The sequence below is a fragment of the Bacillus sp. FSL R9-9834 genome, assembly GCF_038006905.1.
Taxonomy (GTDB): domain Bacteria; phylum Bacillota; class Bacilli; order Bacillales; family Bacillaceae_G; genus Bacillus_A; species Bacillus_A pacificus.
Genome location: NZ_JBBOWD010000001.1, coordinates 1205504 through 1231128 on the forward strand (window position 1 = coordinate 1205504; position 25625 = coordinate 1231128).

Below are 25625 nucleotides of genomic sequence, written 5' to 3' on the forward strand. Positions count from 1 at the left end.
CACCTACTTTACTAAGCTTTTTAATTACTATATGAATTATGGAGCGGAAGGTTCATCCGTAATATATTGGCGAATTTGCATAATACGAGAGTTATTAAAAACATAATCAACATTTCCAATTTGAAAGCAACCGGAATTTAAAAGTGTTCGTAATTCAACGTCATTCACTTCAATAAAAGGGCATTCATTTACAATGTTTAATGTTACGTCGGTCGTTCGTTTTGGGATTGTGATGTGTTCATCTGTAAAGATTTCAAATGCGTCTAAGCGACCTTCGTCTTTTATATAACAAGGAATTTCCCGGTGGACGGCAAGAGATCTACTTTTTAATTCCATTTGATTGGCGTCTCCAACTTGAAATACGGCAGAAATCCCTAAAGAAATAATAGAAACATTTTGGACAACAGACACATGATGTAACATAATTTCTCAGTCTCCTTAACCTGGGGTAGGAGGGACATCTGTTACTAATGGTACAAATGGCCCCTCTGTAACAGTTTCGAATGGTGTATCAAGAATAGAAGATAGTATGAGGAAATTTGCATCCCCAATTAAAAAGAGTGCGGACGACGATACACCGTTCATTTTAATCTGTCCGACTTTTAATTCACGATTTACAACGTTAACATTCATACATACTTACTCCTTTCGGAAATTGCCCGGTATGTGTTGAATAAACGAGAGGAAGGCCTTGTCGATATCATGTTTCATAGCTTGAATAATGATATCTCGTAAATAATCTGGATCTGTTGAAATCCCTTCATGTGATTGCGCTTGTGATAAGTAATAAGGGAGTCTATGCTCCATCTGTTTTTTGATGTCGTCAACCATCATTTGTCGATACATTTCATCGAGCGGCGTTCTCTCTTCTTGTTCAAAATGGAGAATTCGATTATATGCTTCTTCATCTAAGTAACGATGCATTTCTTGAAGGATGCTTTGGTAAAAATCTGGATTTGTGTCGGTTTCAGGATTGACCTTCAAAGTTTCTGTATCTACTTGAAAATCTTCAATTTGTTGTCCTTTTGCTGAAAACGGATTTAAACCAATATTTAAAGTGCCATTTAAATTTTCTACTTTTAATTGATCGAATTTGTATTCCACTTTTCCTACAGAAGAGGAGGGGCGATTTTTTAATTCGTTAAGCTCTTCTTGTAATAGACGTACTTGATCTTCTAAATTCAGGATGGCTGTTTGTTGTGCTTGAAGAGCTTGTTGAAGTTGGTGTAAGTAAGTATATATATCTTGATTCATTTTGTGAAACCTCCTTTTCAATAGGGAGGGTAAATATATTCCTGCTATATATTTATGACAAGGATGTCTTAAGAAGAACTAGTTGATGGTTTGATAGAAATAATTTGTCCTTTCGCCTGTAATGGGCGAAGGGGCTCTGTAAATCCGCCAGTATTTGAGAATTTAGATAGTGCTTTAATACTTCCAGCAGTACCAATTTGGAATACAGAAGAGGTTGTAATGCTATCAATTTTAATGCTGTTAATGATGATACTTTGGTTTACATAAAAATTCAATACAATCGCCTCCTCTAAGTTGAACCAATTATCGCTTGATCAATGACATCTGAATCATTGACAGTCGTTGCGCTTTGATAATTGTAGACAGAAACGTTATCCCCAACATTAAAAGAGCCGGCCCCAGCGAAAGCACGTGAATAACTAATAGGCCTAATCGCAAATACATCTCCAATATGAAAAATACCACTTGATCCAATATTGACGATACGAATATGTCCGACCATAGCTGGCATACAAAACACCTTTCGTTTTTAAAGTTTTCTTTTCTACTATTGTATGGGCGTTTTCAATAAAATGTGTGTTTTTTTGAAATAAAAGAAACACACACGTTATTGCGTGTGTGTATCGAGTGTTTGATTAGGGTGAAAATCCGTATGTACATGCCAAATTGCATTTAAGAGCCTGTCCAGTTCTTGGCTACAATCCACTGTTTTTTGAGAAGTCATTCCGTAGCGTTCAGCAAAATAAATCATTTTTTCACGTTTTTTTTCAATCGCTTGCTCAAACATTGAAATCGGCTCCATCTCTAAATGAAATTTTTAGTATATATGTAGTACATATTATACAAAAAAAACATAAAAAAGAAATGTATTCGCTAAAAAAAGTAAAATTTCTACATTTTATGCCAAATGATAAAGGAGTAACGAATCGGATATGAGAAGAATATTGTAAAAATTAGCGTGTATGAGAAGGTTTTTTTCTTGCGGATGCGAATACAATTAAAGTGTATGAGTTTTAGGATGGAGAGTGGAAATATTGCGTTTGGTAACGGCGAAAAAAGATGAAAAGGTATTTGTAGGTATTGTGGATGAAGAGGAAGAAAAGGTATTGCATGTAAGAGAAGCGCAAAGACAAAAAGGGGAAAAGGTTACGATTCCAATTACAATGTTAGAGTGTATTGAAAGAGGAACCGAATGTGTTGAAAAAATGTGTGATATTGTCAATTGGGCGAAGAAAAATGAAGGAACCGCGTATTACCCGTTAACTGAGGTGAAAATATTAGCACCAATTCCAAGGCCAAGGAAGAATATTTTGTGCGTTGGAAAAAATTATCGTGAGCATGCGATAGAAATGGGCGGAGTAGAGTCAATTCCAGAAAATATAATGATCTTTACGAAAGCGCCAACGACAGTTATTGGAATGGATGAAAAAATTAATAGTCATCCCCACGCAACGAATGAACTAGACTATGAAGGAGAACTAGCTATCATCATTGGTAAGCGAGGGAAACAAATAAAAAAAGAAAAAGCACTTGAGCATATTTTTGGTTATACCATTATAAATGATATAACTGCTCGCGACATTCAAAGAAAGCATAAACAATTTTTCCTTGGAAAAAGTTTCGATACATTTTGTCCGATGGGACCGTATTTAATTCATAAATCGATGATTAGTGCGCCAAATGCGTTACACATTGAAACGGTAGTAAATGGGGAAGTAAGACAAACTTCAAATACAAATAAAATGATTTTTTCAATAGAAGAAATCATTTCAACGATAAGTAAAGGAATGACATTAGAACCAGGAGATATTATCGCAACAGGAACCCCGGCTGGTGTTGGAAAAGGTTTCACACCACCGAAGTTTTTGCATGCCGGTGATGAAGTAGTCATTACAGTAGAAGGAATTGGTACTTTGCGAAATGTAGTGAAGTGAAGAAAAGGGCTATCTTATAAATAGATAGCTCTTTTCTATGGTCTTGGGTGATAGAGGTAATCAATAATGGAAAAAGTGTAAAGACCAATGACTGCAAGTGTACAAATGCCAAATAGTATAACCGTAAGTGCGCTTTTTTCGCGTCCAAAACCAATGATAGTAAGAATAACAGTAGTCCAAAATGATGCTTTCAGTAGTGTGAATGTAGTGGGAGTTGAGTAGTGACTAAGCGATGTTACGGAAAGTAGGAAGCCAAAGAATGTAACTAAAAGAAAAGTTGTAGCTAAATAGTTAATATGTTTGCCGTATCTTAATAACATATCGCACCTCCTTTGCGATTTTAAAATACAGAAAATTACAATTTTATTTTAGTATAAATCAATATAAAATGAAAGAGGTTGTCCCAACATGTAGGACAACCTCTCTATTATTACGATAATACAGCTTTAATTTTTTGGAATGCCCACTCTAAATCTTCTTCAGAGATTACTAGAGGTGGTGCGATACGAATTACGTTTTCGTGTGTTTCTTTACATAATAGACCCGCTGCTTTTAGTTGTTCACAGTAAGGACGAGCTGGCTCGTTTAATTCGATACCGATAAATAAGCCTTTACCACGAACTTCAGTAATCATTGGGTTATCAATTTCTTTTAATTGTCCAACTAATTTTTCACCTAATTGAAGAGAACGCTCTGTTAATTTTTCTTCTTCTAACACTTCAAGAGCTGCGATAGAAACAGCACATGCAAGTGGATTACCACCGAATGTAGAACCGTGAGAACCTGGCTCAAATACACCTAAAATGTCGCGGTTTGCTGCAACGCAAGAGATTGGGAATACGCCGCCGCCAAGTGCTTTACCAAGTATGTACATGTCAGGAGTTACACCGTCCCAGTCACAAGCAAATACTTTACCAGTACGACCTAAGCCAGTTTGGATTTCATCTGCTACGAATAAAACGTTTTCTTTTTTACATACTTCAAGAGCTTCTTTTAAGAAACCAGCTGGTGGGATGTTAATTCCTGCTTCACCTTGGATTGGCTCTAAAATGAATGCAGCTGTGTTTGGTGTAATAGCAGCTTTTAACGCTTCTAAATCACCGTAAGGAATTACAACGATGCCAGGAAGCATTGGACCGAATCCACGCTTGTACTCTTCGTTTGAAGACATAGAAACAGCACCCATCGTACGTCCGTGGAAGTTATCTTCACAAACGATAATTTCAGCACGGTTTGCTTCTACTTTCTTCACATCATAAGCCCATCGGCGAGCTGTTTTAATTGCAGTTTCAACAGCTTCTGCACCTGTATTCATTGGAAGTACCATTTCTTTATTAGTTAGTTTCGCAACTTTTTCGTACCAAGGACCTAATTGATCGCTATGGAAAGCACGAGAAGTTAACGTAACACGATTAGCTTGGTCAATTAAAGCGTTAATAATTTTTGGGTGACGATGACCTTGGTTTACTGCAGAATATGCACTTAATAAGTCCATATAGCGGTTTCCTTCAGGATCTTCTACCCAAACGCCTTCTGCTTTAGAAATAACGATTGGAAGTGGGTGATAGTTATTTGCCCCGTATGTGTCTGTAAGTTCGATAATATCCTTAGTTTGAATCATGATTGTTCCCCCTTTTGTTATTACAAGAAGTTTGTAAATACTCTAAATATTATAGCATTTAAATGTAAAAAAGCGAAACATTTCCTGAAAATAAATGAACATGTTATCATATAGAATGAAAAAGTGTGAAAAGAGGAGGCAAGGGATACGATGGTACATATGCATATTACAGCATGGGCGTTAGGTTTAATTTTATTCTTCGTTGCGTATTCACTTTATTCAGCAGGAAGAAAAGGTAAAGGTGTACATATGGGGCTTCGCCTAATGTATATCTTCATTATTGTGACGGGATTCATGTTGTACATGAGTATTGTGAAAACAGCAACAGGTAGCATGCACATGTGGTACGGTTTAAAAATGTTAGCTGGTATATTAGTAATCGGTGGAATGGAAATGGTTCTTGTAAAAATGAGCAAAAACAAACCAACAGGGGCGGTTTGGGGCTTATTTATTGTCGCGCTAGTAGCGGTAATTTATCTAGGACTGAAATTACCGATTGGTTGGAAAGTATTCTAATAAAGAAAATAAAACCACCTTATAATCTCAAAGACTTGGGAGATAAGGTGGTTTTTTATTTTATGTCGCATCGATATGCAACTCTTCTCCGTTCACTTTTGTAAAACGAAACATATTTTTATTTGATGTAGCGTGACGAACGAAATGGTGCTGTAGTGTACAAATCATCTCTTCGTTATCAAACAAAAGAATATTTACTCCTTCGCATGCTTCCTCTTTTGGTAAAAAGGATAAATAATTATGACAATACATGCAATCATATAAAGAGTAATGAAGTGATTGCAATGCCTCTGTTAATAAGGCAAAGACAGAGTCAGGTAATTCCTCAAGCCATTCCGTATAGCTAAGGAGTAATTTTTTACGAATGCGTATCATTTCCCCATTTTGCAAATGGTGCTGTTCGTTGGCAATTTGTAATATATCTTGTTCATAGAAACGAGCTGGTAGCCAGTTGTTGTTATATAAAATTTCAAAGCCATCACCGGCAATATCTTCTAATAAAAATGCTTCCTCATTTTCATCATCAAAGAATACCCATTCATTGTTTATATATTCTACATTACCGACCATATGAGCGCGAGGTTGGTTATATAAAATATGGTTACGTTGTATCATACACGATTTCTCCTTTATGAAAAGTAGTTATTTCTGTTATAGACAGTTCATGCGTTCTTTATAACTAGACACATCTACACATAGGTGGGCATACAATAAAACACGTTTTACTGAGTGAAGATGCTATTCCATATGTGGATAGTGGGTTATCGGCAATTTTTTTTATTTTTAAATCCGCACTCTTAGGGTGGGGATTACTGCACGTTCAAGAAAAGAAATAAGATGGAAGGATGATTTATATGTGCGGGATTACAGGATGGGTGGATTATAAACGCTCATTAGAAGGAGAACGGGACGTCGTTACGAAGATGGCTGAGACGTTAGCGAAGCGTGGTCCAGATGATAATAAAGTTTGGATTAAAGGCAATGTTGCATTTGGACATAAACGGTTAATCGTTGTTGATCCTGAAGGGGGGAAACAACCGATGACTTGTTTAAAAGGTGAAACGAATTATGCAATTTGCTATAACGGTGAACTGTATAATACGGAAGATATTCGAAAGGAACTATTAAGAAGGGGATATACGTTCAAAGGTCATTCTGATACGGAAGTACTATTAGCGTCGTATATGGAATGGAAAGAAGAATGTGTCGATCATTTAAACGGTATATATGCGTTTGCCGTATGGGATGAACAGAAAGAACAAGTGTTTATCGCGCGTGATCGATTAGGTGTAAAACCACTATTTTATAAATATGATAGTGGGCGATTACTATTTGGTTCAGAGTTAAAAGCGATATTGGCGCACCCAGATGTGAAGGCGGAAGTGACGTTAGAAGGATTATCCGAAATATTCGGCCTTGGACCATCTAGAACGCCTGGTCACGGTATATATGCTGGTATAAAAGAATTACGTCCAGGTCATGCGATGACATTTTCAAAGAACGGTTTATGTATATGGAGATATTGGAATGTAGAAAGTAAAAAGCATGAAGATTCTTTTGAAGAGACAGTAGAGAAAACGCGCTTTTTATTACAAGATGCGATTACAAGGCAGCTCGTTTCTGATGTACCACTGTGTACTTTTCTATCAGGTGGTGTAGACTCGAGCGCGATTACAGCAATTGCTGCGAAAGAATACGAAAGATCAGGGAAAGGGCAATTACACACATATTCGATTGATTACGAAGATAATGACAAATACTTTAAAGCAAATGCGTTTCAGCCAAATTCAGATGCACCATTTATTCATTTGATGACTGAAACGTTTCAAACAATCCATCATCGCTGCGTCATTTCAAATGAACAATTAGCGCAGTATTTAACAGAAGCAGTGCTCGTTCGCGATTTACCTGGTATGGCAGATATTGATTCGTCATTATTATGGTTTTGTCGTGAGATTAAACAAGATTTTGTCGTCGGTCTATCTGGGGAATGTGCAGATGAAATATTTGGTGGTTATCCGTGGTTTTATAGAGAGGATGATTTACAATCGAGTGCATTTCCGTGGATGCGCTCTACAGAAGCGCGTGAACAACTGCTAAGGAAAGAATGGAGAAATAAATTAAACTTACAACAATATGTACAACAGCGCTATGAAGAGTCCATTCAAGAAGTTCCTATTTTAGAGGGAGAAAGCCCAATTGAAGCAAAGAGACGACAATTATTTTATTTAAATATGGTATGGTTTATGACAACATTATTAGACAGAAAAGACCGTATGAGTATGGGCGCAAGCTTAGAAGTACGCGTTCCATTTGCGGATCACCGACTTGTCGAATATGCGTGGAATATTCCTTGGGAAATGAAAATGTATAAAAATCGCGAAAAAGGTCTATTGCGTAAAGCACTAGAAGGATTACTTCCAAATGACATCTTATATAGAAAGAAGAGCCCGTATCCGAAAACGCATAATCCGCACTATACGAAAGCAGTAACGGTGTGGCTACAAGATTTATTAACGGATAAAGGCTCGATTTTACACGAACTATTTGATAAAGAACAGCTGAGCGGATTAATTGAGTCAGGCGGCAGCGCATTTCAAACACCTTGGTTCGGTCAATTAATGACTGGGCCTCAGCTTTTAGCTCATTTAGCGCAAATTCATGTTTGGTTTAAAGAATACGGGGTAAATATTAAAGAATAGAAGAAAAGCGACTTACTTTATATGTAAGTCGCTTTTTATTAAAGAAATTGTCATATAAAATTCAAAATCATATTATAAAAAATACTTATTTAGAATAATTATTTTGACGTACTTATTATTAGTTGTTATAATTGGAAACAAATGTTCTTGAAAAAGATTCTCATTTATAAAATTGAGGTGTTATATAGATGAAAAAGAAAAAAATAGGTTTACTCGTAATGGCGTATGGAACGCCGGATTCATTAGATGAAGTAGAGGCATATTATACACATATTCGTCATGGGCGTAAGCCATCCGAGGAAGCGCTCCAAGATTTAATCAGGCGCTATAAAGCAATTGGCGGAATTTCACCGCTTGCAAAAATTACGAAAGAGCAAGCGCATAAATTAACAGACTCAATGAATAATATGTTTACAGAGTATGAATTTAATTGTTACTTAGGCTTAAAACATACTGCTCCGTTTATAGAAGATGCAGTAGAAGAGATGAAACGTGATGGAATTGAACAAGCGATTAGTATCGTATTAGCGCCGCATTATTCTACCTTTAGCATTAAGGCATATAACGAGCGTGCAATTCGTCTCTCGGAGGAAATAGGTGGTCCTGTTATTGAGCCGATTGAACAATGGTACGATGAACCGAAGTTTATTTCGTATTGGGCAGATCAAATAAAAGAAACATTTACAAAAATTGAAGATAAAGAGAAAGCAATCGTAATTTTTTCGGCGCATAGTTTACCAGAAAAAATTATTGCAGCGGGTGACCCTTATGTGGAGCAATTACAGCATACAGCGGATTTAATCGCAGCAGCTGCAAACATCCAAAACTATACAATTGGTTGGCAAAGCGCCGGAAATACACCTGATCCATGGATTGGACCGGATGTGCAAGATTTAACGAGAGATTTATTTGAAGAGCATAGATATAAATCTTTCATATATTGCCCAGTTGGCTTTGTGGCAGAGCATTTAGAAGTTTTATATGACAACGATTACGAGTGTAAAGTTGTAACGGATGAAATAAATGCTACGTATTTTAGACCGAATATGCCGAATGCACAATCTATATTTATCGATTGCTTAACTGAAATTGTTTCCAAAAAAATGAAAGAAGTAGTTGACAAAGATCTAATTTTGAATAATAATTAATTTATAATAATTTTAAATAAATAATAATTACTATGAAAGAAAGAGGAGGATCCCCCTAGATGAATCCAAATAATCGCTTAACAACAAACCAAGGTGCTCCGGTTGGAGACAATCAAAATTCTCGTACAGCTGGTCGCCGTGGACCGGTATTATTAGAAGACTATCATTTAGTAGAAAAATTGGCTCACTTTGATCGTGAACGTATTCCAGAGCGTGTTGTACACGCACGTGGTGCAGGTGCTCACGGTGTATTCGTTACGAAAAATAGCATGAAGCAATATACGAAAGCAGCATTTTTACAAAATGAAGGAACTGAAACGCCTGTATTTGTTCGTTTTTCAACGGTTATTCATGGTCAAGGTTCTCCGGAAACAGCTCGTGATCCGCGTGGGTTCGCTGTTAAATTTTATACAGAAGAAGGAAACTATGATATCGTAGGTAATCATTTACCGGTCTTCTTCATTCGTGATGCAATTAAATTCCCTGATATGGTGCATTCTTTAAAACCAGCACCTGATACAAATATTCAAACACCAGATCGTTACTGGGATTTCATGACGTTAAGTCCAGAATCTACACATATGATGACATGGGTATTTTCTGATTACGGTACACCAGCAAGCTATCGTGAAATGGAAGGGTTCGGTGTACATTCATTTAAATGGATTAATGCAGAAGGTAAAATTGTCTACATTAAATATCACTGGAAACCACAGCAAGGTGTACGTAACTTAAGTGCAAAAGAGGTGCAAGAAGTACAAGGAAAAGACTTCAACCATGCAACTCGTGACTTATTCGATGCAATCGAAAAAGGGAATTATCCGAAGTGGGATTTACACGTACAAGTGATGCAATTAGAAGAAACGGATTCTTTAGATTTCGATCCGTTAGATCCAACGAAAGTTTGGCCAGAAGATCGTTTCCCGTTAATGGAAGTAGGGACAATGACGTTAAATCGTAACCCGAAAAACTTCTTTGCGGAAGTAGAACAAGTGGCGTTCTCTCCAAGTGCAACTGTAAATGGTATTGAACCATCTGAAGATAAATTATTACAAGGTCGTTTATTCTCTTATCCAGATACACAGCGTTATCGCCTTGGTGCAAACTACTTACAAATTCCTGTAAACTGCCCATATGCAGCTGTTCATAACCAACAACGTGATGGTGCGATGCAAATCAATCAAAACCCATCTACAATCAACTACGAACCGAGCCGTCATGCTGAAAATCCAGTTGAAGACCCAGCTTACCGCGATTCAACTATGAAAGTAGAAGGCTATGTATCTCGTGAGAAAATTGACAAACCAAATGATTTCAAACAAGCAGGTGAGCGTTACCGTTCATTCTCTAAAGAAGAGCAAGACAATTTAATTGCAAACTTAACAAATGACTTAAAAGACGTAAATGAACGCACGAAATTACTAGCTGTTTGTAACTTCTTCCGTGCAGATCAAGAGTACGGTATGCGCTTAGCACAATCATTAAATGTTGATATTACGCAATATGTAGGAAATGCTCCGAAATAAATTGGAAAAGACGACCGTTTAACGGTCGTCTTTTTGTGTAAAAGATATTTTACATGAGGGGTAAAAGGTGTTATACTCTTGTCAAAAAAGTTTTACATATAAGAGGTGTATTTTGATGGATGTTTTGATTTTTATTATTGCGTTAAGTGTCTTTTTATTTGTAGTGTTTGCTATTATAAAAATGTTTATAGCGATTGGGAAACAAGGTGATGAGCGTGCTGTATTTATAAAAAATAAAGCGATGGCTGAGACGTTTCAAATTGCAATGGGGCTAATGGTACTTGAGATGATCCCTTTTATTTATCATCGTTTTAATGAAACGGTAGGAACACCGTTTAATCCCGTTCGTTTTTAGCTGTAATAGCGATTGCATTTCTTATTATATTAAGTTTGAATAAAAGTAAGTATGGTGATTCGTGAGTGACACGGGGGTATTTTACGTTTAAGTCATGTCGAAGTTTGTTGGTAAATCGATATCCTGTGTCGAAACGTCGATATATTGAAATAATCGCTCATATATTTGAAAAATCGTCGATATATCCGAATAATCGCCGATATATTCTACCCAATACTAGATGGGGTATTTCAAGATGCGAATATAAACACTATGTAACGGTTCCCCTACATTCAATAAAGCTAAGCAGCCTGAGTTCTACAATAGATAGGAACTCAGGCCTTTTTATGCGAAAAATTTATGAAATCTTTTTGGGACAAAACTGAGGACGAGGAAAAGTGCGATTTCACCTAAAATAGCGACAATGATATTAAATAAGAAGGTGCGAAAATTTGTAGTGATATGATTAAGAATTGCGTATTTCCAATAGGATAAGCTCATGAAAATCACTCCCTGAGGCATTTTTTATAGTATATAAAATTTGTTTCGTAAAAGTGCATGTCTTAGTTTGTGATTTGTAAAAAAACAAAACGAATTCTCAATATAATCTCAATAATTGAGCAAGAATAATGTGGAATATATTACCTGTATACTTGCATAAGAATAGAAAAGTTCACAAAACATTTTTCTGAATTAACATAAAATTTACAAAAAACTAATAAGTTGTTGAAATAATGCAAATGAAAATATATACTCGATATATACTTTTTACAAAAAAAGGATGTGACAAAATGGATTACACGTTTACTTAGCTTGGATAGGATTGATTCATTTTACAGACTCAAAAATAATGAAGTGAGGAGAAATGTACATGTTTCGATTTATGAAATCACCAATCGGTATAGCTGTTGGGGTAGCAGCAGTTATATTGGCGTCACCGAAAGCGAGAACGGGGTTAAGAAAATTAGCGGTAAAAACAGTATCTGCTTTTCTCGGTGCAAAAGAACAAATGAAAAGTGCTGGTTCAGAAATGGAAGAAGCTCTGCCGAAAGTGAAAGAAGCGGCACGAAAAGTGGCGGTAAAAACAGTATCACCGATTATCGGAGCAGTAGAAGCAGTGCCGATTACAATTTCTAAATTCCAGGAAAAATGGGCATCTCGTGTAAATGCATATCATTCGAATGAGAGTGTAGATTATGAAAGCCTACCTGTTACTCCTTAAATAGTAAGTGATGTTATTTCATTTACAAGAATAAGGAGGATGATGATGCAGAGTAAATCATTGAAAACGAGATTTATACGATCGTTACCTGGAAGAATTCGAATTGAAATATATAAACTGAAATACAATACAAATATGGCGAACTTGATAGTAGAACGTTTTCGTGACGTGGAAGGTATTTATCAAGTAAGTCCCTCTATTTCTACAGGAAGAGCCCTTATTACTTACGATATCAACAAGACCTCTCTACATACAATTTGTGAAATAATTAAACTCCTAGAAGAACAAATTACAAAGAATAATAACCTTAATAATATGGAAGAAACGAAGAAAGTAGAAGATTCTTCATCTAGTGTAATTTCTTACGAGAAAAAAGGTGAAGGTGTCCCGTTACCGTTAGCGCTTTCTGTCGCTGGATTAGGTGCATTTGGTATAAAACAATTATTTATGGGAAGGTCAGCTTTAGCTAGAAGTCCAGGGCTTTTTTATGTATCGGGTGCTTTATCCGTTGTAACAGGATATCCGTTTCTTAAACGAGGATTCAAAAAAATGGTTGCTAGCAAAAAAGTGAATTCTGATTTAGTGCTTGGCATAGGAACGCTAGCGCTAGCACTTGCGCGAGAAAATATTATCGTATTAGCGGGACTTAGTCTATTAAACTATTTAAATTGGAAGCGTAGTCAGGCGAATATAAATGAAGAAACAGATTCGTACAAAGAAAGGATTTTATCCCCGGAGATTAAAGCATACAGTGAAAGACAATCGAAATGGGGCATGCTTTTTGGCGGAGCAACATGGGCATTTACGAGAAATCCGTTACGCGGAATGGCGGTTTTATTAGCTGCGAATCCAAAACCTGCTGTTTCGTCTGCTGAGTATGCGTGGCGACAAGGGGATCTCGTTGCGCGAGAAAGAGGATACGTTATTCCAAATGAAGGGTCATTATCTCAATTGTCTCGAACGAGAACGGTCGTATTTGACGATGTGTCTCGTATATTCCGTAATGAAGCAGCGGAGATTAGCTGTGTTTCAGAGGATAAAGGGCAAATTTGGTGCACGGCAGCTTCGTTACTAGAGAAAAGTGAGCATGATTGGAAAGATGAGGTTGTGCAACGAGCGAAGCAAACAGGAAGAACGTTAAGGAAAGCTTTTGAAGTTGAAGTTGATGATGAAGGGATAAAAGGTGATATACAAGGAATTCCATCCTTTATCGGTAGTCAAGTATTTGCAAAACGAAATGGTGTAGATATAAGCCTGTATGTGTTAGAAGCGAAGAGGCTGAGCAAAGAAGGATTTAACGTTCAGTTTGTTGCTAAAGGTCAAAAGTGCCTCGGATTGTTAGTTGGATCAAAAATAGCAATTGTTCCTGAGTTTGCACATATCTTTCATAAGTTAAACGAAAATAAATGGGCAATAGCTGTTATGGGAAATAGTTTAAATATAAATGAGGATGTTCTTACGCAATACGGTATAGATACAAGCTGGCGACATAGCGATGTTGTAGAACGTGTAGAGCGTATCCGTTTGAATGGGGAAGAAGTGTTATTTGTATGTGAGGAAAAGATTGAATTTCCGTCAGTAGCTCACTATGAAATGAAAAATATTTTCCAATCAATAGCGTATGCAAAACGAATAGATATGCTAGTGAAGGAACATTTTCGAGTAGCAAAAATGTGGAATATTGCTGGAGAGATGTTGGCTGTTTGGTCTATATTTACTGCACCTGTCATCGCTTTAATGGCGAATGCTCTATCTTTAACATTTTTATCTAGAGCAAAGCGGGTGAGTGAGAAGATTTTTTCTAATAAAGAGATAGGGAATAAGAACGACTCGTCAGTGAGAGAACCTTCTACTAAATGGTATACACTCTCGCAAGAAGATGTAATAAATGATTTACAAGTGGAGAAACAGCGAGGATTAAGTGAGCAAGAAGTGCAAGTGCGACAAGAAAAGTATGGGGTGAATACAATTGAACCGAAGCAGTCTGTTCCTTGGGTTGTTTCATTTATGGGCCAATTTAAAGAGTTTACATCGCTTATTTTACTTGGAGCAGCTGGATTGTCTGTATTATCAGGCGGTGTGTTTGACGGATTAGCAATGGGCATAATCCTCGTTGTCAATGCGGTAATTGGAACCCTTCAAGAGCGGAAGGCCGAAAAAGTAGTGGAAGCTTTAAATCAATTCCGTGCGCCGAATTGTATAGTACTTCGAGAAGGGGAAGAAGTAGAAATAGCAAGTAGTGAGCTTGTTCCCGGTGATATTGTTTGCCTGCAGGCTGGAGACCGTGTACCTGCTGATCTTCGTACTATACATTCTTGGAATTTGGAAGTGAATGAAGCAATGTTAACAGGGGAGTCTCTACCTGTTGAGAAGAAAGTGGATGCTATAGGAGAAGAATGTTCGTTAGCGGAGCGGAATAATATGCTCTTTATGGGTACGTCTGTAACGCGCGGTAAGGCGAGAGCTATAGTAGTAGAAACAGGGATGAATACAGAAATGGGCTATATGATTTCCTTGATGAAAGGAGAAGAAACAGAACCTACACCACTCCAGCAAAAGGTGACGTCTATTAGTAAAACGTTTATTAAAGGGGCTTTTGTAGCTGGTGGTATTGTACTTGTAGCGGGGTTACTACGTGGTTTACCAATTACGCAAATGATTACAACATCGGTTGCTCTTACAGCATCAGCTGTTCCAGAAGGTTTGCCGATTATGATTACAATCGCTTTAAGCGCAGGGATATTCCGTATGCAGAAGCAAAATGCGCTCGTTCGGAAGCTTTCCAGTTTAGAAACGTTGGGTAGAACAACGGTTATTTGCTCTGATAAAACAGGTACTCTTACGAAGAACGAAATGACGGTTAAAGTGATCGCTACACCAAATCGTGTATGGGGTGTATCTGGTGACGGATATGAACCAGTTGGTAAGATTTCGGATGTAACGTCATCTAAAGTCGCTGCTGCTGTAGAGATGGAAGTAGAAGAAGCGACTTATCATGAAAGTGAAAACACACCATTAGAACATCCAGATTTAGTTCGCGTTCTGCAAATTAGTGTCCTTTGTAATAATAGTAAATTAGAACAAGAAGAGGATCAGTGGATTGTGAAAGGTGACCCGACTGAAGGAGCTTTGTTAAGTTTGGCCTCTAAAGCGGGGGTGTCACAAAAAGATATGACATCATTTGAACGACATCATGAAGAACCGTTCGACTCTGAGACGAAAATTATGAGTGTCGTTTGTAAGGAAAATGAATCAATCTATAAGTTTTCGAAAGGATCTGTAGAGGCGATTCTTACTAGATGTAAATGGTATCAACATAATGGCGAAATCTATCCGTTATGTGATCAAGAAAAAGAAGTGATTTTACAACAAAATGAAGGTTTTGCAGAACAGGCGCTGCGAGTATTAGGTTTTGCGTATAGTAATGGTGAAAATGATGACCTTATTTTTGTTGGATTAGTTGGTATGATTGATCCGCCGAAACCTGAAGTAGAAGAGAGTATTCGTGAAGCGATTGAACTTGGTGTAAAACCAGTCATGATTACTGGGGATCATCCGACTACGGCGATCTCTATTGCGAAGCAGACTGGCATTTGGAATCGTGATGATCATGTTTTAACAGGGATAGAAATTGATAATTTAACAGATGAAGAGTTGGAAAATATCGTGAAAAGCACGTCTGTGTTTGCGCGAGTAACGCCAGCCCATAAATTACGCATAGTAACTGCATATCAAGCTGACGGTCAAATTGTAGCGATGACCGGGGATGGTGTAAATGATACACCTGCTATAAAGAAAGCGAACATCGGTATTGCAATGGGGCAAACGGGAACAGAAGTAACGAAAGAGGCTGCCGATCTTATATTGAAAAAAGATCATTTCGGTTCCATTGTGGAAGGGGTAAAAGAAGGTAGAACGATCATTGGTAATATTCGAAAAGCAGTTGGGTGTTTATTAACGGGAAATTTAGCTGAAGTATTAGTGACAAGTGCAGCAGTTATTGCGGGAATGCCCATTCCGTTAGTGCCAATTCAAATTTTATTAATGAATCTCATTACGGATGCTTTACCAGCGATGATTTTAGCTGTAAATCCTGGAAACAAAACGAAGCAAACGAAACGTCAAGATATTGTTGATAAAGAGCTATACAAAAAGGTTGTAACGCGAGGCATACTGCTTGGAGCAGGTTCACTTGCTTTATTCGGTATGAGCTTAGCAGCTGGCGTGCCTCTTGCGGTAGCGCAAACATCAGCATTTGCTGCATTAGTTGCAGGTCAACTTATTCAAACGTTCTCTTGGAGACAAGAAGGATCGGGCGAAACGATGCGTGATTGGTCAAAAGATCGTTTCTTTGTGACAGCGTTAGGAACGTCTTGGCTTGTATTATTATCAGCTATATATGTTCCGCCGTTTGCTCGTATATTCCATACCGTTCCATTGACATTTATACAATGGGTACCTGTTCTTCTTGTAGCGGGCACAGTATCTCAAATTTCAAAACCTATTATTAATGTAGTTTCATATAAGAATGATGATTCAAAAAAATTGGCAGTTAATGAACTAGCATTATTAAAAACAGTGTAAAGGAGTAATGAAAATGATACGAAAAATTGTTATTGGATCTACTTTAGCGTTAGCAAGTGCCGCTTTATTACCTGTTGTAAGAAATACACTTCGTCCACTTGTTGAATCAGGGGCAAAAGGTGTGAAGTCTACTTTTGAAACGATTAAAGAAGAAGTGGAAGATATTATTGTAGAAGCGAAAATGGATAGAATGCAAAAACAATTTGAGAAAGAGCTTTCTTATGTTGAAGATGATCATGCTGAAGAGCAAGAGGTAATAGAAGCAGCTGCAAAGGTTGAGGAAAAGGAGGAAGTAAGAAATGACGCATAAAGCTGTTGAACAAAATGTAGATTACCATTTAGAAAAAGCGTTAGAGCATTTTGAACAGGCGCTAGACTTGAGTGTAAAGGTGGCATCAGAAAATAAAGAAATGCAAAAAGAGATTGCTACTAAAATGGGATCTTTTACGGGAGATATTTTTCAATCCGTTCGTGAAAAAGGAAAAGTGAATCGCATGAATATAATGAAGTGGTTCACTTTGCCTCGTTTTTAAAAAGAATTGTTAATTGGGAGGGATATAGGGAGTGTTGTCTCCCTTATCCATATTCCGTACTATGTATGTCACTTTGGATTCTGGAATGTTTAATGAATCGAAGGGGTGAACGAAATGGCAGCATGGATGATGGTCTTGGCATTAACATTTTCATCAAGTATCGATAACTTAGGGGTAGGAATTTCTTACGGCATTCGAAATATAAAAATTAGTCATCTATCAAACTTTATTATTTCGATAATTTGTTTTTTATTTAGTGTAGTAGGAATATATTTTGGCTTATGGCTGTCAAAAATTTTACCTGGGATTATGCCTGTTGTAATCGGTTCGTTCTTATTAGTGATAATTGGTCTCCGAATTATTTTACTAGCAATTCCTCGTAAAGTTCCGGTGCAAGAGACTGAGGGAGAAGTGGCAAGTACAGAAATAAATGGTTTAACGAAAAATATCGGTAAATCTGGTGAAATTGGTTTTGTAGAGTCTATTTTTCTTGGAATTGGTTTGTCTGCGAATGCACTAACGAATGGTTTAGGAGCAGGGTTGTTCGGTTTGAATCCAATTGCCATTTGTATTGCCGCTGCAGTGGGTAGTTTTATTACGGTATGGGGTGGAGTTGCGTTAGGGAGAAAGATTGCTCACGTTCGTATCGGTAAATTCACTTTAGGTCAGTTTGGAACATTGATTAGTGGAACATTATTATTAGTTATTGCGTTTGCTGCATTTTTTGATTAATTCATAGAAGGTGAGTGAAATTGAGATTACTGTATAAAAGGCTAAAATATTCGGAGTTAGAGTCGGAGTTGCAATTAGTTGAAAGTGTTTTAACTTCAGGATACTTTATTTTATTAGATTTGCTCTTTGTGTCTTTCTTATTGATGATACTAACCTTTTCTCTACATCATTCATTTTTTATGGCCATCGTCATATTCGTGAGTTCTTACATAATTTGCGGTAGTGTATTTGTATTATTACGGAAATGGTTAAAATAATTTTAAAAAGCTATCTTGAATATAAGATAGCTTTTTTGTTTGCAAAATATAAACATATAAAGGGACTTCTATCTTGTAAATGGTCAGAAAAATTTGTTAATATAAAATGTATAGTGATGTAGTTATTTTTCATATAATAACTATGGTTATTCTCGTGAATAAAGGGGAATGAGATATGTCTCAAGATCATGAAAAAAGTAATCTTGGATTGTTGTTGAAAAAATTGCTTAAGGAAAAGTCTTTATCGATGCGAAAGCTTAGTGCGCTCACTAATATTGATACCGCTACAATTTCAATGATTGTAAATGGTAAGCGAAAGGCGAATCCAAAGCATTTGCAAAAGTTTGCAGAGAGCCTTGATGTTCCGGTAGGTGATTTGTTTGTAGCGGCAGGTTATTCTATTGACACGAAACAGGAGGAGCGATCTGATATTCACGTTTCTATTAATAATATTGAACACTTACTTGAATCTGCTCAGCTATATGATCAAAAGTTTAGTATATCGAATGTAGAGCAGCAGTTAGCGAATTATGAACAATATTCGCAAACAGAAGAAGGGAAAGAAACAATTGAAAAGGGGTTTCTTGAAAAGATTCAAAAGGTAAGCAGTATTGGCCCATTTATTAATGATTTGAAAGAATTGTACGAGAGATTTTCGAAGAAGAAAGGAACGACTGCAGAACTTGCTTTAATGGGAAGTGCGCTTATTTACTTTATATTATCGGTCGATGTAATCCCAGATTATATATTTCCAATCGGCTATTTAGATGATGCGGTTGCGGTACAACTCGTTTTAAATGCACTAATGAAAAGATAAGATGTTTATATGAATAGATAGATGAAGATATTTATATACCAATAGTTTGGGATAATTGTATCGTTATGAATATACGAAAAAGGTGTACCCCGTGTTAGAACGGAGTACACCTTTTTCGTTTTAATTAGCCGATTTTTCTACATACTCATAAGCTCTCTCCCCATGCATTGAAATATCAAGTCCCATATGTTCCTCGTGCTCATCTACCCGGACAGGGAGGAAGAAGTTAATTGCTTTAATAATCGCGTACGTCATGATGATTGTGAACGCATATGTTGCGCCGATTGCTACAAGTTGTTTCAACAGTAACGCGGCGTTTCCGTAAAATAATCCGTTAGCACCATCGCCGTTTACGGCAGTAGTTGCAAATAGTCCTGTCGCAATGCCGCCCCAAGTTCCGCCGATGCCGTGACATCCGAATGCATCGAGTGTATCGTCGTATCCAAATTTTGTTTTTAAGAAAAAGACCGCTCCGAAGCATAATACGCCCCCAATTGCTCCGATAAGAAGAGCTGAGAAAGGTGTAACGAACCCGCAAGCTGGCGTAATAGCGACTAGACCGGAAACGACGCCACAAGCAGCTCCCATCGCAGTCGGTTTTGATTGGAAGAACCACTCTGAAAGCATCCAAGTTAATGCAGAGGCAGCGGCAGCTATATTTGTATTAATAAATGCAGTTAAAGCTACATCATTTAAAGATAATGCGCTTCCGACGTTAAAACCGAACCAGCCGAACCACAGTAAACCAGCTCCTAACATCGTAAATGGTAAATGATGAGGAGAAGAACCGTTTATGTTTTTTCGTTTTCCAAGGAAAATAGCTAATACAAGGCCAGCCACGCCAGATGTAATATGAACGACATTACCACCAGCGAAGTCTAACGCACCAATTTCTCTTAGCCATCCGCCAACGCCCCATACCCAATGAGCGACAGGATTGTAAACGATTGTTGTCCATAGAAGGATGAAAATAAGGAAAGCTGAAAATCGCATTCTTTCGGCAAATGCTCCTGAAATTAAAGCGGGAGTTAAAATAGCGAACATGAGTTGAAACATCATAAATAAATTGTGAGGAATGGTAGATGAGTAGTCTGGATTTGGTGCGTAGGTAACTCCGTTTAAACCGAACCAATTGAATGTGCCGATAAGTCCGTGCCAATCGGGTCCGAATGATAAAGAATAACCAATTACAATCCATTGAATCGAAACGATAGCCATTGCGCTATAACTATGCATTGTCGTACTGAGTACGTTTTTACTGCGAACCATACCTCCATAAAAAAGTGCTAATCCTGGTGTCATTAACATGACCATTACTGTCGCTACAAACATAAAAACCGTATCTCCTGTATTCATTCTCTCTCCTCCTATAATGTTAGAAAAAATAACATCAATTTGTTATGTTTCATATCATATTCGAAATAAAGAGAAAAATCAACTAAAAATTCAGAAAACTTTATATGTAATGTTAGAAAATCTAACATGGAGTAATTTAATAAGAATGAAATCAACGTATGCGATTCGTTCGGATAATTGGTATAATATTCTTACAATTAAAATACATGGGGGATGCGTGTGGGGAAAATACATACTAGGAAACTATTCATTTGTTTTTGTTTAGCTGTCGTTTTATTTGTACCAATACATACATTTGCAGACGAAAAAAGAGAGTGGCGAGACGAAGTTATATATTCCATTATGATTGATCGTTTTAATAATGGGGAACCGAAAAATGACAAACAGTTAGAAGTTGGCAATTTAGAAGGATATCAGGGTGGAGATATAAGAGGTATTATAAAAAGGCTGGATTACATAAAAGAAATGGGATTTACTACTGTTATGCTTTCGCCGCTTTTTGAAAGTGTAAAATACGATGGGTTAGACGTGCGCAATTTTCAGAAGGTAAATGAACATTTCGGAACAGAAAATGATGTGAAAGAACTTGTGCAAGAAGCTCATGCAAAAGGAATGAAAGTTGTATTTCAATTTCCACTTGGAGAAAACGAACAACAAGTAATTGACTCGATGAAATGGTGGATCAAAGAAGTTGATTTAGATGCAAGTTATGTAATACATAGTGAAAAAAAGTCGCCTGCTTTTTGGGATGATGTGCAAAAAGATATGCAAGTGATAAAGAAAGATTTTCGAGTTATGACAAAAGAAGATAGTGAATACAACGAAAAAATAGTAGATGCGTTTTCCAAAGCGGACGTATCGGTGAAACCTTTATATGATGTGAGTAAAAAAGACGGAGCAGCCGCTACATTTTTAGATAATCAAGATACAAAAAGATTTGCTCGTATTGCAAAAGAGAATATGAATTATCCACCATCTCGTTTGAAACTAGCTCTTACATATTTATTAACAACACCAGGTATTCCGAATTTTTATTACGGAACTGAAATTGCATTGGATGGAGGAGGTACGCCAGATAATAGACGATTAATGGACTTCAAATCAGATGAAAAGTTTATGCAACACATAACGAAACTTGGTGAGCTTAGACAAGCGAGACCATCTTTACGCCGCGGTACGTTTGAGCTTCTATACGATAAAGATGGAATGAGTGTACTAAAGAGAAAGTATAAAGATGAAGTCACATTAGTAGCGATTAATAATACGAAAGAGACGCAAAAAGTTGCTTTACCTGCAAGTACGATTGGTGAAAAACAAGAGTTAAGAGGATTGTTAGAAGATGAAATTATAAGAGAAGAAAATGGAAAGTTTTATCTCGTTTTAAAGCGTGAAGAATCAAATGTGTATAAAGTTAATAGAGAAACAGGTGTGAATTGGTTATTTATCTCCTTAATAGTTGGTGTGAACGTATTGTTTATTGCTTTTTTAATTGCGGTTAAAAAGAGACGGAAATGAGTAACGATTTTCTTTAGTATCTCGTCTTCAGTTTAAGGTAAGGCGTTGCTCTTAATAAGTATAGGGGATCAGGTTAAAGAGAAGACTTTCTCCTTAACCTGTTTTTCTGCGAAGTAAGACTCGCGCCTCGAAATGCATCTGAGCAAAGAAGTGAAAAGAACAATAGAAGAAACAATAATTGCAACTATACTAATTTTACATTACATTAAAAGATGAAAAATAATTTTATACTCATTAAGGGTTATATTTGAGGAGCGAAAATGGAATTTTACGATTTGGGTATTACCATTAAAGAACTTAGAATTAAAAAAAATATATCACAATCCGAATTGTGTCATGGAATATGTTCACAAAGTCAAATTAGCAAGATTGAAAAAGGTGTGATTTATCCATCTAGCATATTGTTATATCAATTATCAGAAAGGCTTGGTATTGATCCGAATAATATATTTGCACTAACTCAAAACAAAAAATTAAAATATATAGAAAATGTAAAATGTGTAATGAAAGACTGCATAAGACAACATCAATATAAAGAGCTTTATGAAATAGTAACAAAAGAAAAAAACTTAAATAATTTTCGAATGAAAGAAGATAAACAATTTCTAATATGGCATGAAGCAATTGCTATATATCGTGTGAATAACTCAATAAAAACAGCTTTAACTCTTTTGAATAATGCATTAAAAATAACTGTAACGAATATTGATTTTTTAACAGAGAGAGAAATAGATATTATGCAGACAATGGCTATATTTCATGCAGAAAATAAAGAATATAAAGAGAGTATTAATATATTAAAAAGATGTTTAAATAATTTTGATAAGTTAGATTTTCCTAGAGATAAAGAAATTAAATTAAAAATTATTTATAATTTAGCAAAATGTTTAAATTACACATATCAATACGAAGAAGCAAAAAAATACATTGATAAGGGTATCAAATTAGCTATTAATCTAAATACTTTATACTTATTGGGTGAACTATACTATGAAAAAGGTTCGAATTTATTAAAGCTTGAACAATCTAATAAAGAAGAAGTTGCTGATAACATGAAAACAGCGTTATTTATATTTGAATTAACAAAAAACGAAAAAAAATTACAAATAATTAAAGAAGGATATTTCGAAAAACATAATTGCTAAATAACTACTTATAGTACAATAAAACCTACAGGAAAAGTTCCTGTAGGTTTTACACTTATAAACCTCTTAATATTTTTTATAAACTTGATTCTAAAATAGTATTACTTAATATGAATTTTTTAATGAAAGTTTACTTAACGTACTTTCTATTTTGAAATCTGCATCCTTATTAACACTTTATACTTCTTTTCCTTCCATATTAAAATTAAGATGGTTCAAGTAAGAGGAAGGCAACTTAAAGTGTTTTTTTATGAGCTTTATCATCAACTATTTAGTGTTTCTTTAAATTATTACATAACGTAGTTTTTTTGTACCAAGCTTTGTGAATGCAATTAGATTTATCATTTAGTGTAGTTACATTATTAGAACATCCTGTCATATGTAGAGAGAGTATAGCCAATAAAAAACATAATATTAACTTCTTCAAATAACCACTTCTAACTCTTTTATAATTAACTTTTTTTACGGAATAAGATTCCTTGTTAATTTTACATTACATTGAAGGGTGGAAAATATTCTTATACTCATAAATTGTTACGCTTGAGTAGGAGAGGGATTTTGGTTTGGGATTCAATTGATAAAGAAAGTGCTTCAAGTTGAAGGGAAATGTTCTAAGGTGTCTTTTCCTTATTTTTAAAAGATCATCCTCAATCCCATGTATAAAAAAATTCTACAATGAGACCTAGTCTAACGACGCGGTCACCTGTAAGATATTCGCATGAATAAACACTGTTCGCTCAGCAATTTTCACCGCAAATACCTTCTTGTCCTCGTCATATTGTTTCTACCCGCTAAAAAGAAAAACATCCTCTAGGCAGAGGATGTTTTTCTTTTTAGCGGTAGTTAATAAATTGTACGTCAATTGGTAAATCAGCGCTACGAACTGCTGCGATAACTGCTTGTAAGTCATCACGGCTTTTCGCTGTAACACGTACTTGATCATCTTGTACTTGTGTTTTTACTTTTAATTTCATTTCTTTAATGATATTGTTAATTCTTTTTGCGTTATCTTTATCGATACCTTGTTGAAGTGTTGCGCGTTGGCGAACAGTGTTACCAGCCGCCGCTTCAACTTTTCCGTAATCTAAGTTCTTAATTGGAACGTTACGTTTTACGAGTTTAGAAATAAGAACGTCTTTTACTTGCTCTAATTTGAACTCATCGTCAGAAGTTAAAACAAGTACTTCTTTCTCAAGTTTAATATCACTTTTACTTCCTTTAAAGTCATATCGGTTTTGGATTTCTTTTAATGCAGTATTAATTGCGTTTGTTACTTCAGGTAATTCTACTTTCGAAACGATGTCAAAAGAACTATCTTTTGCCATAGTTAGCACCTCCAAATAAATTTCTAATCTTTTTATGTACTGTACATACTAAAGTATAGCTGAAAACGAGCTTAGACTTAAGTGTTTTCATGCTTATAATGATGTAACCTCATTTTATTATAGTGAATTTTGGGCAGTTGGACAAATAAAGAGAAAATCGTGTTATAATTAACTTTTGTTTGGAATGATAAAAATATAAAAAGTTAAAAAAGTTCATTTTATATATAGAGAAGGGAATTAAAAAAATATGTATTTACAAATAGGATCGATTGAACAGGTAACTGTTTTACGCGAAACGGAAATCGGATATATGGTTGGGAATGAAGAAGAAGAAATTTTCCTACATAAAAATGAAGTAGCTGGAGAAATTGAAGAAGGCGATACGATTGATGTATTCTTATATCTTGATCACCAAAATCGTATTTCGGCAACAATGAAGGAACCAATTATTACAACGTATGATTGGAACTGGGTAAAGGTTGTAGAAGTTATTCCTAGTCTAGGTGTGTTTGTTGATATTGGTGTATCAAAAGATATACTAATTCCAGCTGATGAATTCCCAATTTATATGCCAGTATGGCCAGAAGTTGGAGACGAATTATATTGTACGTTAAAATTAACGAATCGTGATCGTTTAATTGCTCTTCCAGCAAGAGATAGTGATATGCAAGAAATCGTTGTAGATGCGACACCATCTATGCGTAATAAAAACGTAAACGGACGTGTGTATCGTTCACTTCAAGTTGGTTCGTTTGTATTAACAGATGAGCATTTCCGTGCATTTTTACATCATACAGAAAGAAAAGAGCAAGTTCGCATCGGTCAACGTGTAACGGGACGAATTATTGATGTAAAAGATGACGGTACAATTAACATCTCCCTTCTTCCTCGTAAAGAAGAAGGAATGGAAGATGATGCTGCAGTGATTTATGCATATATGGAAGAACGAGGCGGAGCAATGCCGTTTTGGGATAAGAGCTATCCAGAAGACATTAAAGAACGTTTCAATATGAGTAAAGCTGCATTTAAGCGTGCACTTGGTAAGTTGATGAAAGAAGAAAAGGTTTACCAAGAAGAAGGTTGGACGTACTTTAAGAAATAAAG

General features: G+C 36.0%; 26 protein-coding genes and 1 pseudogene. 16 read left to right on the forward strand and 11 right to left on the reverse strand.

The features are described 5' to 3' along the window. Positions 1-36: 36 nt before the first annotated feature. From MKY00_RS06275 to MKY00_RS06300, 6 genes are all read right to left on the reverse strand, one after another. Complete coding sequence (locus MKY00_RS06275) at positions 37-423, reverse strand: spore germination protein GerPE (protein WP_000902338.1); 387 nt, start codon at positions 421-423, stop codon at positions 37-39. A gap of 15 nt (positions 424-438) precedes the next feature. After that, positions 439-633 (reverse strand): spore germination protein GerPD, encoded by a 195-nt coding sequence (gene gerPD / locus MKY00_RS06280; RefSeq protein ID WP_001102341.1) that lies wholly within the window; start codon positions 631-633, stop codon positions 439-441. Positions 634-639: 6 nt separating this feature from the next. Continuing rightward, positions 640-1254: a spore germination protein GerPC gene (gene gerPC / locus MKY00_RS06285; protein WP_001070750.1), complete on the reverse strand. Its 615-nt coding sequence runs from the start codon at positions 1252-1254 to the stop codon at positions 640-642. Positions 1255-1322: 68 nt separating this feature from the next. Continuing rightward, positions 1323-1529, reverse strand: a complete 207-nt coding sequence (gerPB, locus tag MKY00_RS06290; RefSeq protein ID WP_001012508.1) for a spore germination protein GerPB — start codon at positions 1527-1529, stop codon at positions 1323-1325. A 14-nt stretch (positions 1530-1543) separates the two neighbouring features. Further along, a complete protein-coding gene (gene gerPA, locus MKY00_RS06295) occupies positions 1544-1765 on the reverse strand; it encodes a spore germination protein GerPA (RefSeq protein ID WP_001111187.1) in 222 nt (73 codons plus the stop codon). A gap of 96 nt (positions 1766-1861) precedes the next feature. Continuing rightward, a complete protein-coding gene (locus MKY00_RS06300) occupies positions 1862-2041 on the reverse strand; it encodes an aspartyl-phosphate phosphatase Spo0E family protein (RefSeq protein WP_000462840.1) in 180 nt (59 codons plus the stop codon). A gap of 247 nt (positions 2042-2288) precedes the next feature. On the opposite strand from MKY00_RS06300, the gene MKY00_RS06305 reads away from it, so the two are divergent. After that, positions 2289-3188 (forward strand): fumarylacetoacetate hydrolase family protein, encoded by a 900-nt coding sequence (locus tag MKY00_RS06305; protein WP_014893221.1) that lies wholly within the window; start codon positions 2289-2291, stop codon positions 3186-3188. 35 nt (positions 3189-3223) lie between these two features. On the opposite strand, the gene MKY00_RS06310 is transcribed toward MKY00_RS06305, so the two are convergent. Together MKY00_RS06310 and rocD are read right to left on the reverse strand one after the other, a co-directional pair. After that, complete coding sequence (locus tag MKY00_RS06310) at positions 3224-3508, reverse strand: hypothetical protein (RefSeq protein WP_016716847.1); 285 nt, start codon at positions 3506-3508, stop codon at positions 3224-3226. A gap of 110 nt (positions 3509-3618) precedes the next feature. Next, positions 3619-4809, reverse strand: a complete 1191-nt coding sequence (gene rocD, locus MKY00_RS06315) for an ornithine aminotransferase (RefSeq protein WP_000616655.1) — start codon at positions 4807-4809, stop codon at positions 3619-3621. Between the two features lie 150 nt (positions 4810-4959). Here rocD and MKY00_RS06320 point away from each other — a divergent pair, with 150 nt between their 5' ends. Next, entirely contained in the window at positions 4960-5325 is a 366-nt protein-coding gene (locus MKY00_RS06320; RefSeq protein WP_000233489.1) for a YisL family protein, read from the forward strand. Between the two features lie 60 nt (positions 5326-5385). On the opposite strand, the gene MKY00_RS06325 is transcribed toward MKY00_RS06320, so the two are convergent. Beyond that, a complete protein-coding gene (locus MKY00_RS06325) occupies positions 5386-5940 on the reverse strand; it encodes a DUF2777 domain-containing protein (protein ID WP_016716848.1) in 555 nt (184 codons plus the stop codon). Positions 5941-6179: 239 nt separating this feature from the next. Between MKY00_RS06325 and asnB the strand changes: the two genes are divergently transcribed. The 11 genes and pseudogenes from asnB to MKY00_RS06380 all read left to right on the forward strand — a co-directional run bounded on the left by asnB (position 6180) and on the right by MKY00_RS06380 (position 19180). Next, a complete protein-coding gene (asnB, locus tag MKY00_RS06330) occupies positions 6180-8027 on the forward strand; it encodes an asparagine synthase (glutamine-hydrolyzing) (protein WP_016716849.1) in 1848 nt (615 codons plus the stop codon). Between the two features lie 188 nt (positions 8028-8215). Continuing rightward, entirely contained in the window at positions 8216-9175 is a 960-nt protein-coding gene (gene hemH / locus MKY00_RS06335; protein WP_016716850.1) for a ferrochelatase, read from the forward strand. A 59-nt stretch (positions 9176-9234) separates the two neighbouring features. Next, positions 9235-10701, forward strand: coding sequence for a catalase KatB (gene katB, locus MKY00_RS06340; RefSeq protein WP_001069174.1), 1467 nt, complete (start codon positions 9235-9237; stop codon positions 10699-10701). Positions 10702-10816: 115 nt separating this feature from the next. Beyond that, positions 10817-11121: pseudogene (locus tag MKY00_RS06345) on the forward strand (hypothetical protein). 785 nt (positions 11122-11906) lie between these two features. After that, positions 11907-12257: a YtxH domain-containing protein gene (locus MKY00_RS06350; protein WP_016716852.1), complete on the forward strand. Its 351-nt coding sequence runs from the start codon at positions 11907-11909 to the stop codon at positions 12255-12257. A 45-nt stretch (positions 12258-12302) separates the two neighbouring features. Then, positions 12303-16841, forward strand: coding sequence for a cation-translocating P-type ATPase (locus tag MKY00_RS06355; RefSeq protein WP_016716853.1), 4539 nt, complete (start codon positions 12303-12305; stop codon positions 16839-16841). A 13-nt stretch (positions 16842-16854) separates the two neighbouring features. Continuing rightward, the gene (locus tag MKY00_RS06360; protein WP_000619723.1) at positions 16855-17151 is read left to right on the forward strand and encodes a hypothetical protein; all 297 of its coding nucleotides are present in this window, start codon (positions 16855-16857) and stop codon (positions 17149-17151) included. Then, entirely contained in the window at positions 17141-17374 is a 234-nt protein-coding gene (locus MKY00_RS06365) for a hypothetical protein (protein WP_016716854.1), read from the forward strand. The genes MKY00_RS06360 and MKY00_RS06365 overlap by 11 nt, the downstream gene beginning before the upstream one ends. A gap of 114 nt (positions 17375-17488) precedes the next feature. Next, positions 17489-18106 (forward strand): sporulation membrane protein YtaF, encoded by a 618-nt coding sequence (gene ytaF / locus MKY00_RS06370; protein WP_016716855.1) that lies wholly within the window; start codon positions 17489-17491, stop codon positions 18104-18106. Between the two features lie 20 nt (positions 18107-18126). Continuing rightward, positions 18127-18363, forward strand: coding sequence for a hypothetical protein (locus MKY00_RS06375; RefSeq protein ID WP_074585542.1), 237 nt, complete (start codon positions 18127-18129; stop codon positions 18361-18363). A gap of 175 nt (positions 18364-18538) precedes the next feature. Further along, positions 18539-19180 carry a helix-turn-helix domain-containing protein gene (locus tag MKY00_RS06380; RefSeq protein WP_016716856.1) on the forward strand — a complete coding sequence of 214 codons (642 nt, stop codon included), beginning with the start codon at positions 18539-18541 and terminating at the stop codon, positions 19178-19180. Positions 19181-19300: 120 nt separating this feature from the next. Here the strand turns inward: MKY00_RS06380 and MKY00_RS06385 are convergent, their stop codons facing one another. Next, on the reverse strand, positions 19301-20536 hold the full coding sequence (locus MKY00_RS06385; protein WP_016716857.1) for an ammonium transporter: 1236 nt from the start codon (positions 20534-20536) through the stop codon (positions 19301-19303). A gap of 213 nt (positions 20537-20749) precedes the next feature. Here MKY00_RS06385 and MKY00_RS06390 point away from each other — a divergent pair, with 213 nt between their 5' ends. Both MKY00_RS06390 and MKY00_RS06395 read left to right on the forward strand, forming a co-directional pair. Beyond that, positions 20750-22051: an alpha-amylase family glycosyl hydrolase gene (locus MKY00_RS06390; protein ID WP_049112534.1), complete on the forward strand. Its 1302-nt coding sequence runs from the start codon at positions 20750-20752 to the stop codon at positions 22049-22051. A 260-nt stretch (positions 22052-22311) separates the two neighbouring features. Then, the gene (locus MKY00_RS06395; RefSeq protein ID WP_000397884.1) at positions 22312-23196 is read left to right on the forward strand and encodes a helix-turn-helix domain-containing protein; all 885 of its coding nucleotides are present in this window, start codon (positions 22312-22314) and stop codon (positions 23194-23196) included. Between the two features lie 833 nt (positions 23197-24029). On the opposite strand, the gene MKY00_RS06400 is transcribed toward MKY00_RS06395, so the two are convergent. Next, on the reverse strand, positions 24030-24521 hold the full coding sequence (locus MKY00_RS06400; RefSeq protein ID WP_016716858.1) for a YajQ family cyclic di-GMP-binding protein: 492 nt from the start codon (positions 24519-24521) through the stop codon (positions 24030-24032). A gap of 247 nt (positions 24522-24768) precedes the next feature. Here MKY00_RS06400 and MKY00_RS06405 point away from each other — a divergent pair, with 247 nt between their 5' ends. Further along, complete coding sequence (locus MKY00_RS06405; RefSeq protein WP_000281266.1) at positions 24769-25623, forward strand: CvfB family protein; 855 nt, start codon at positions 24769-24771, stop codon at positions 25621-25623. Positions 25624-25625 lie beyond the last annotated feature (2 nt).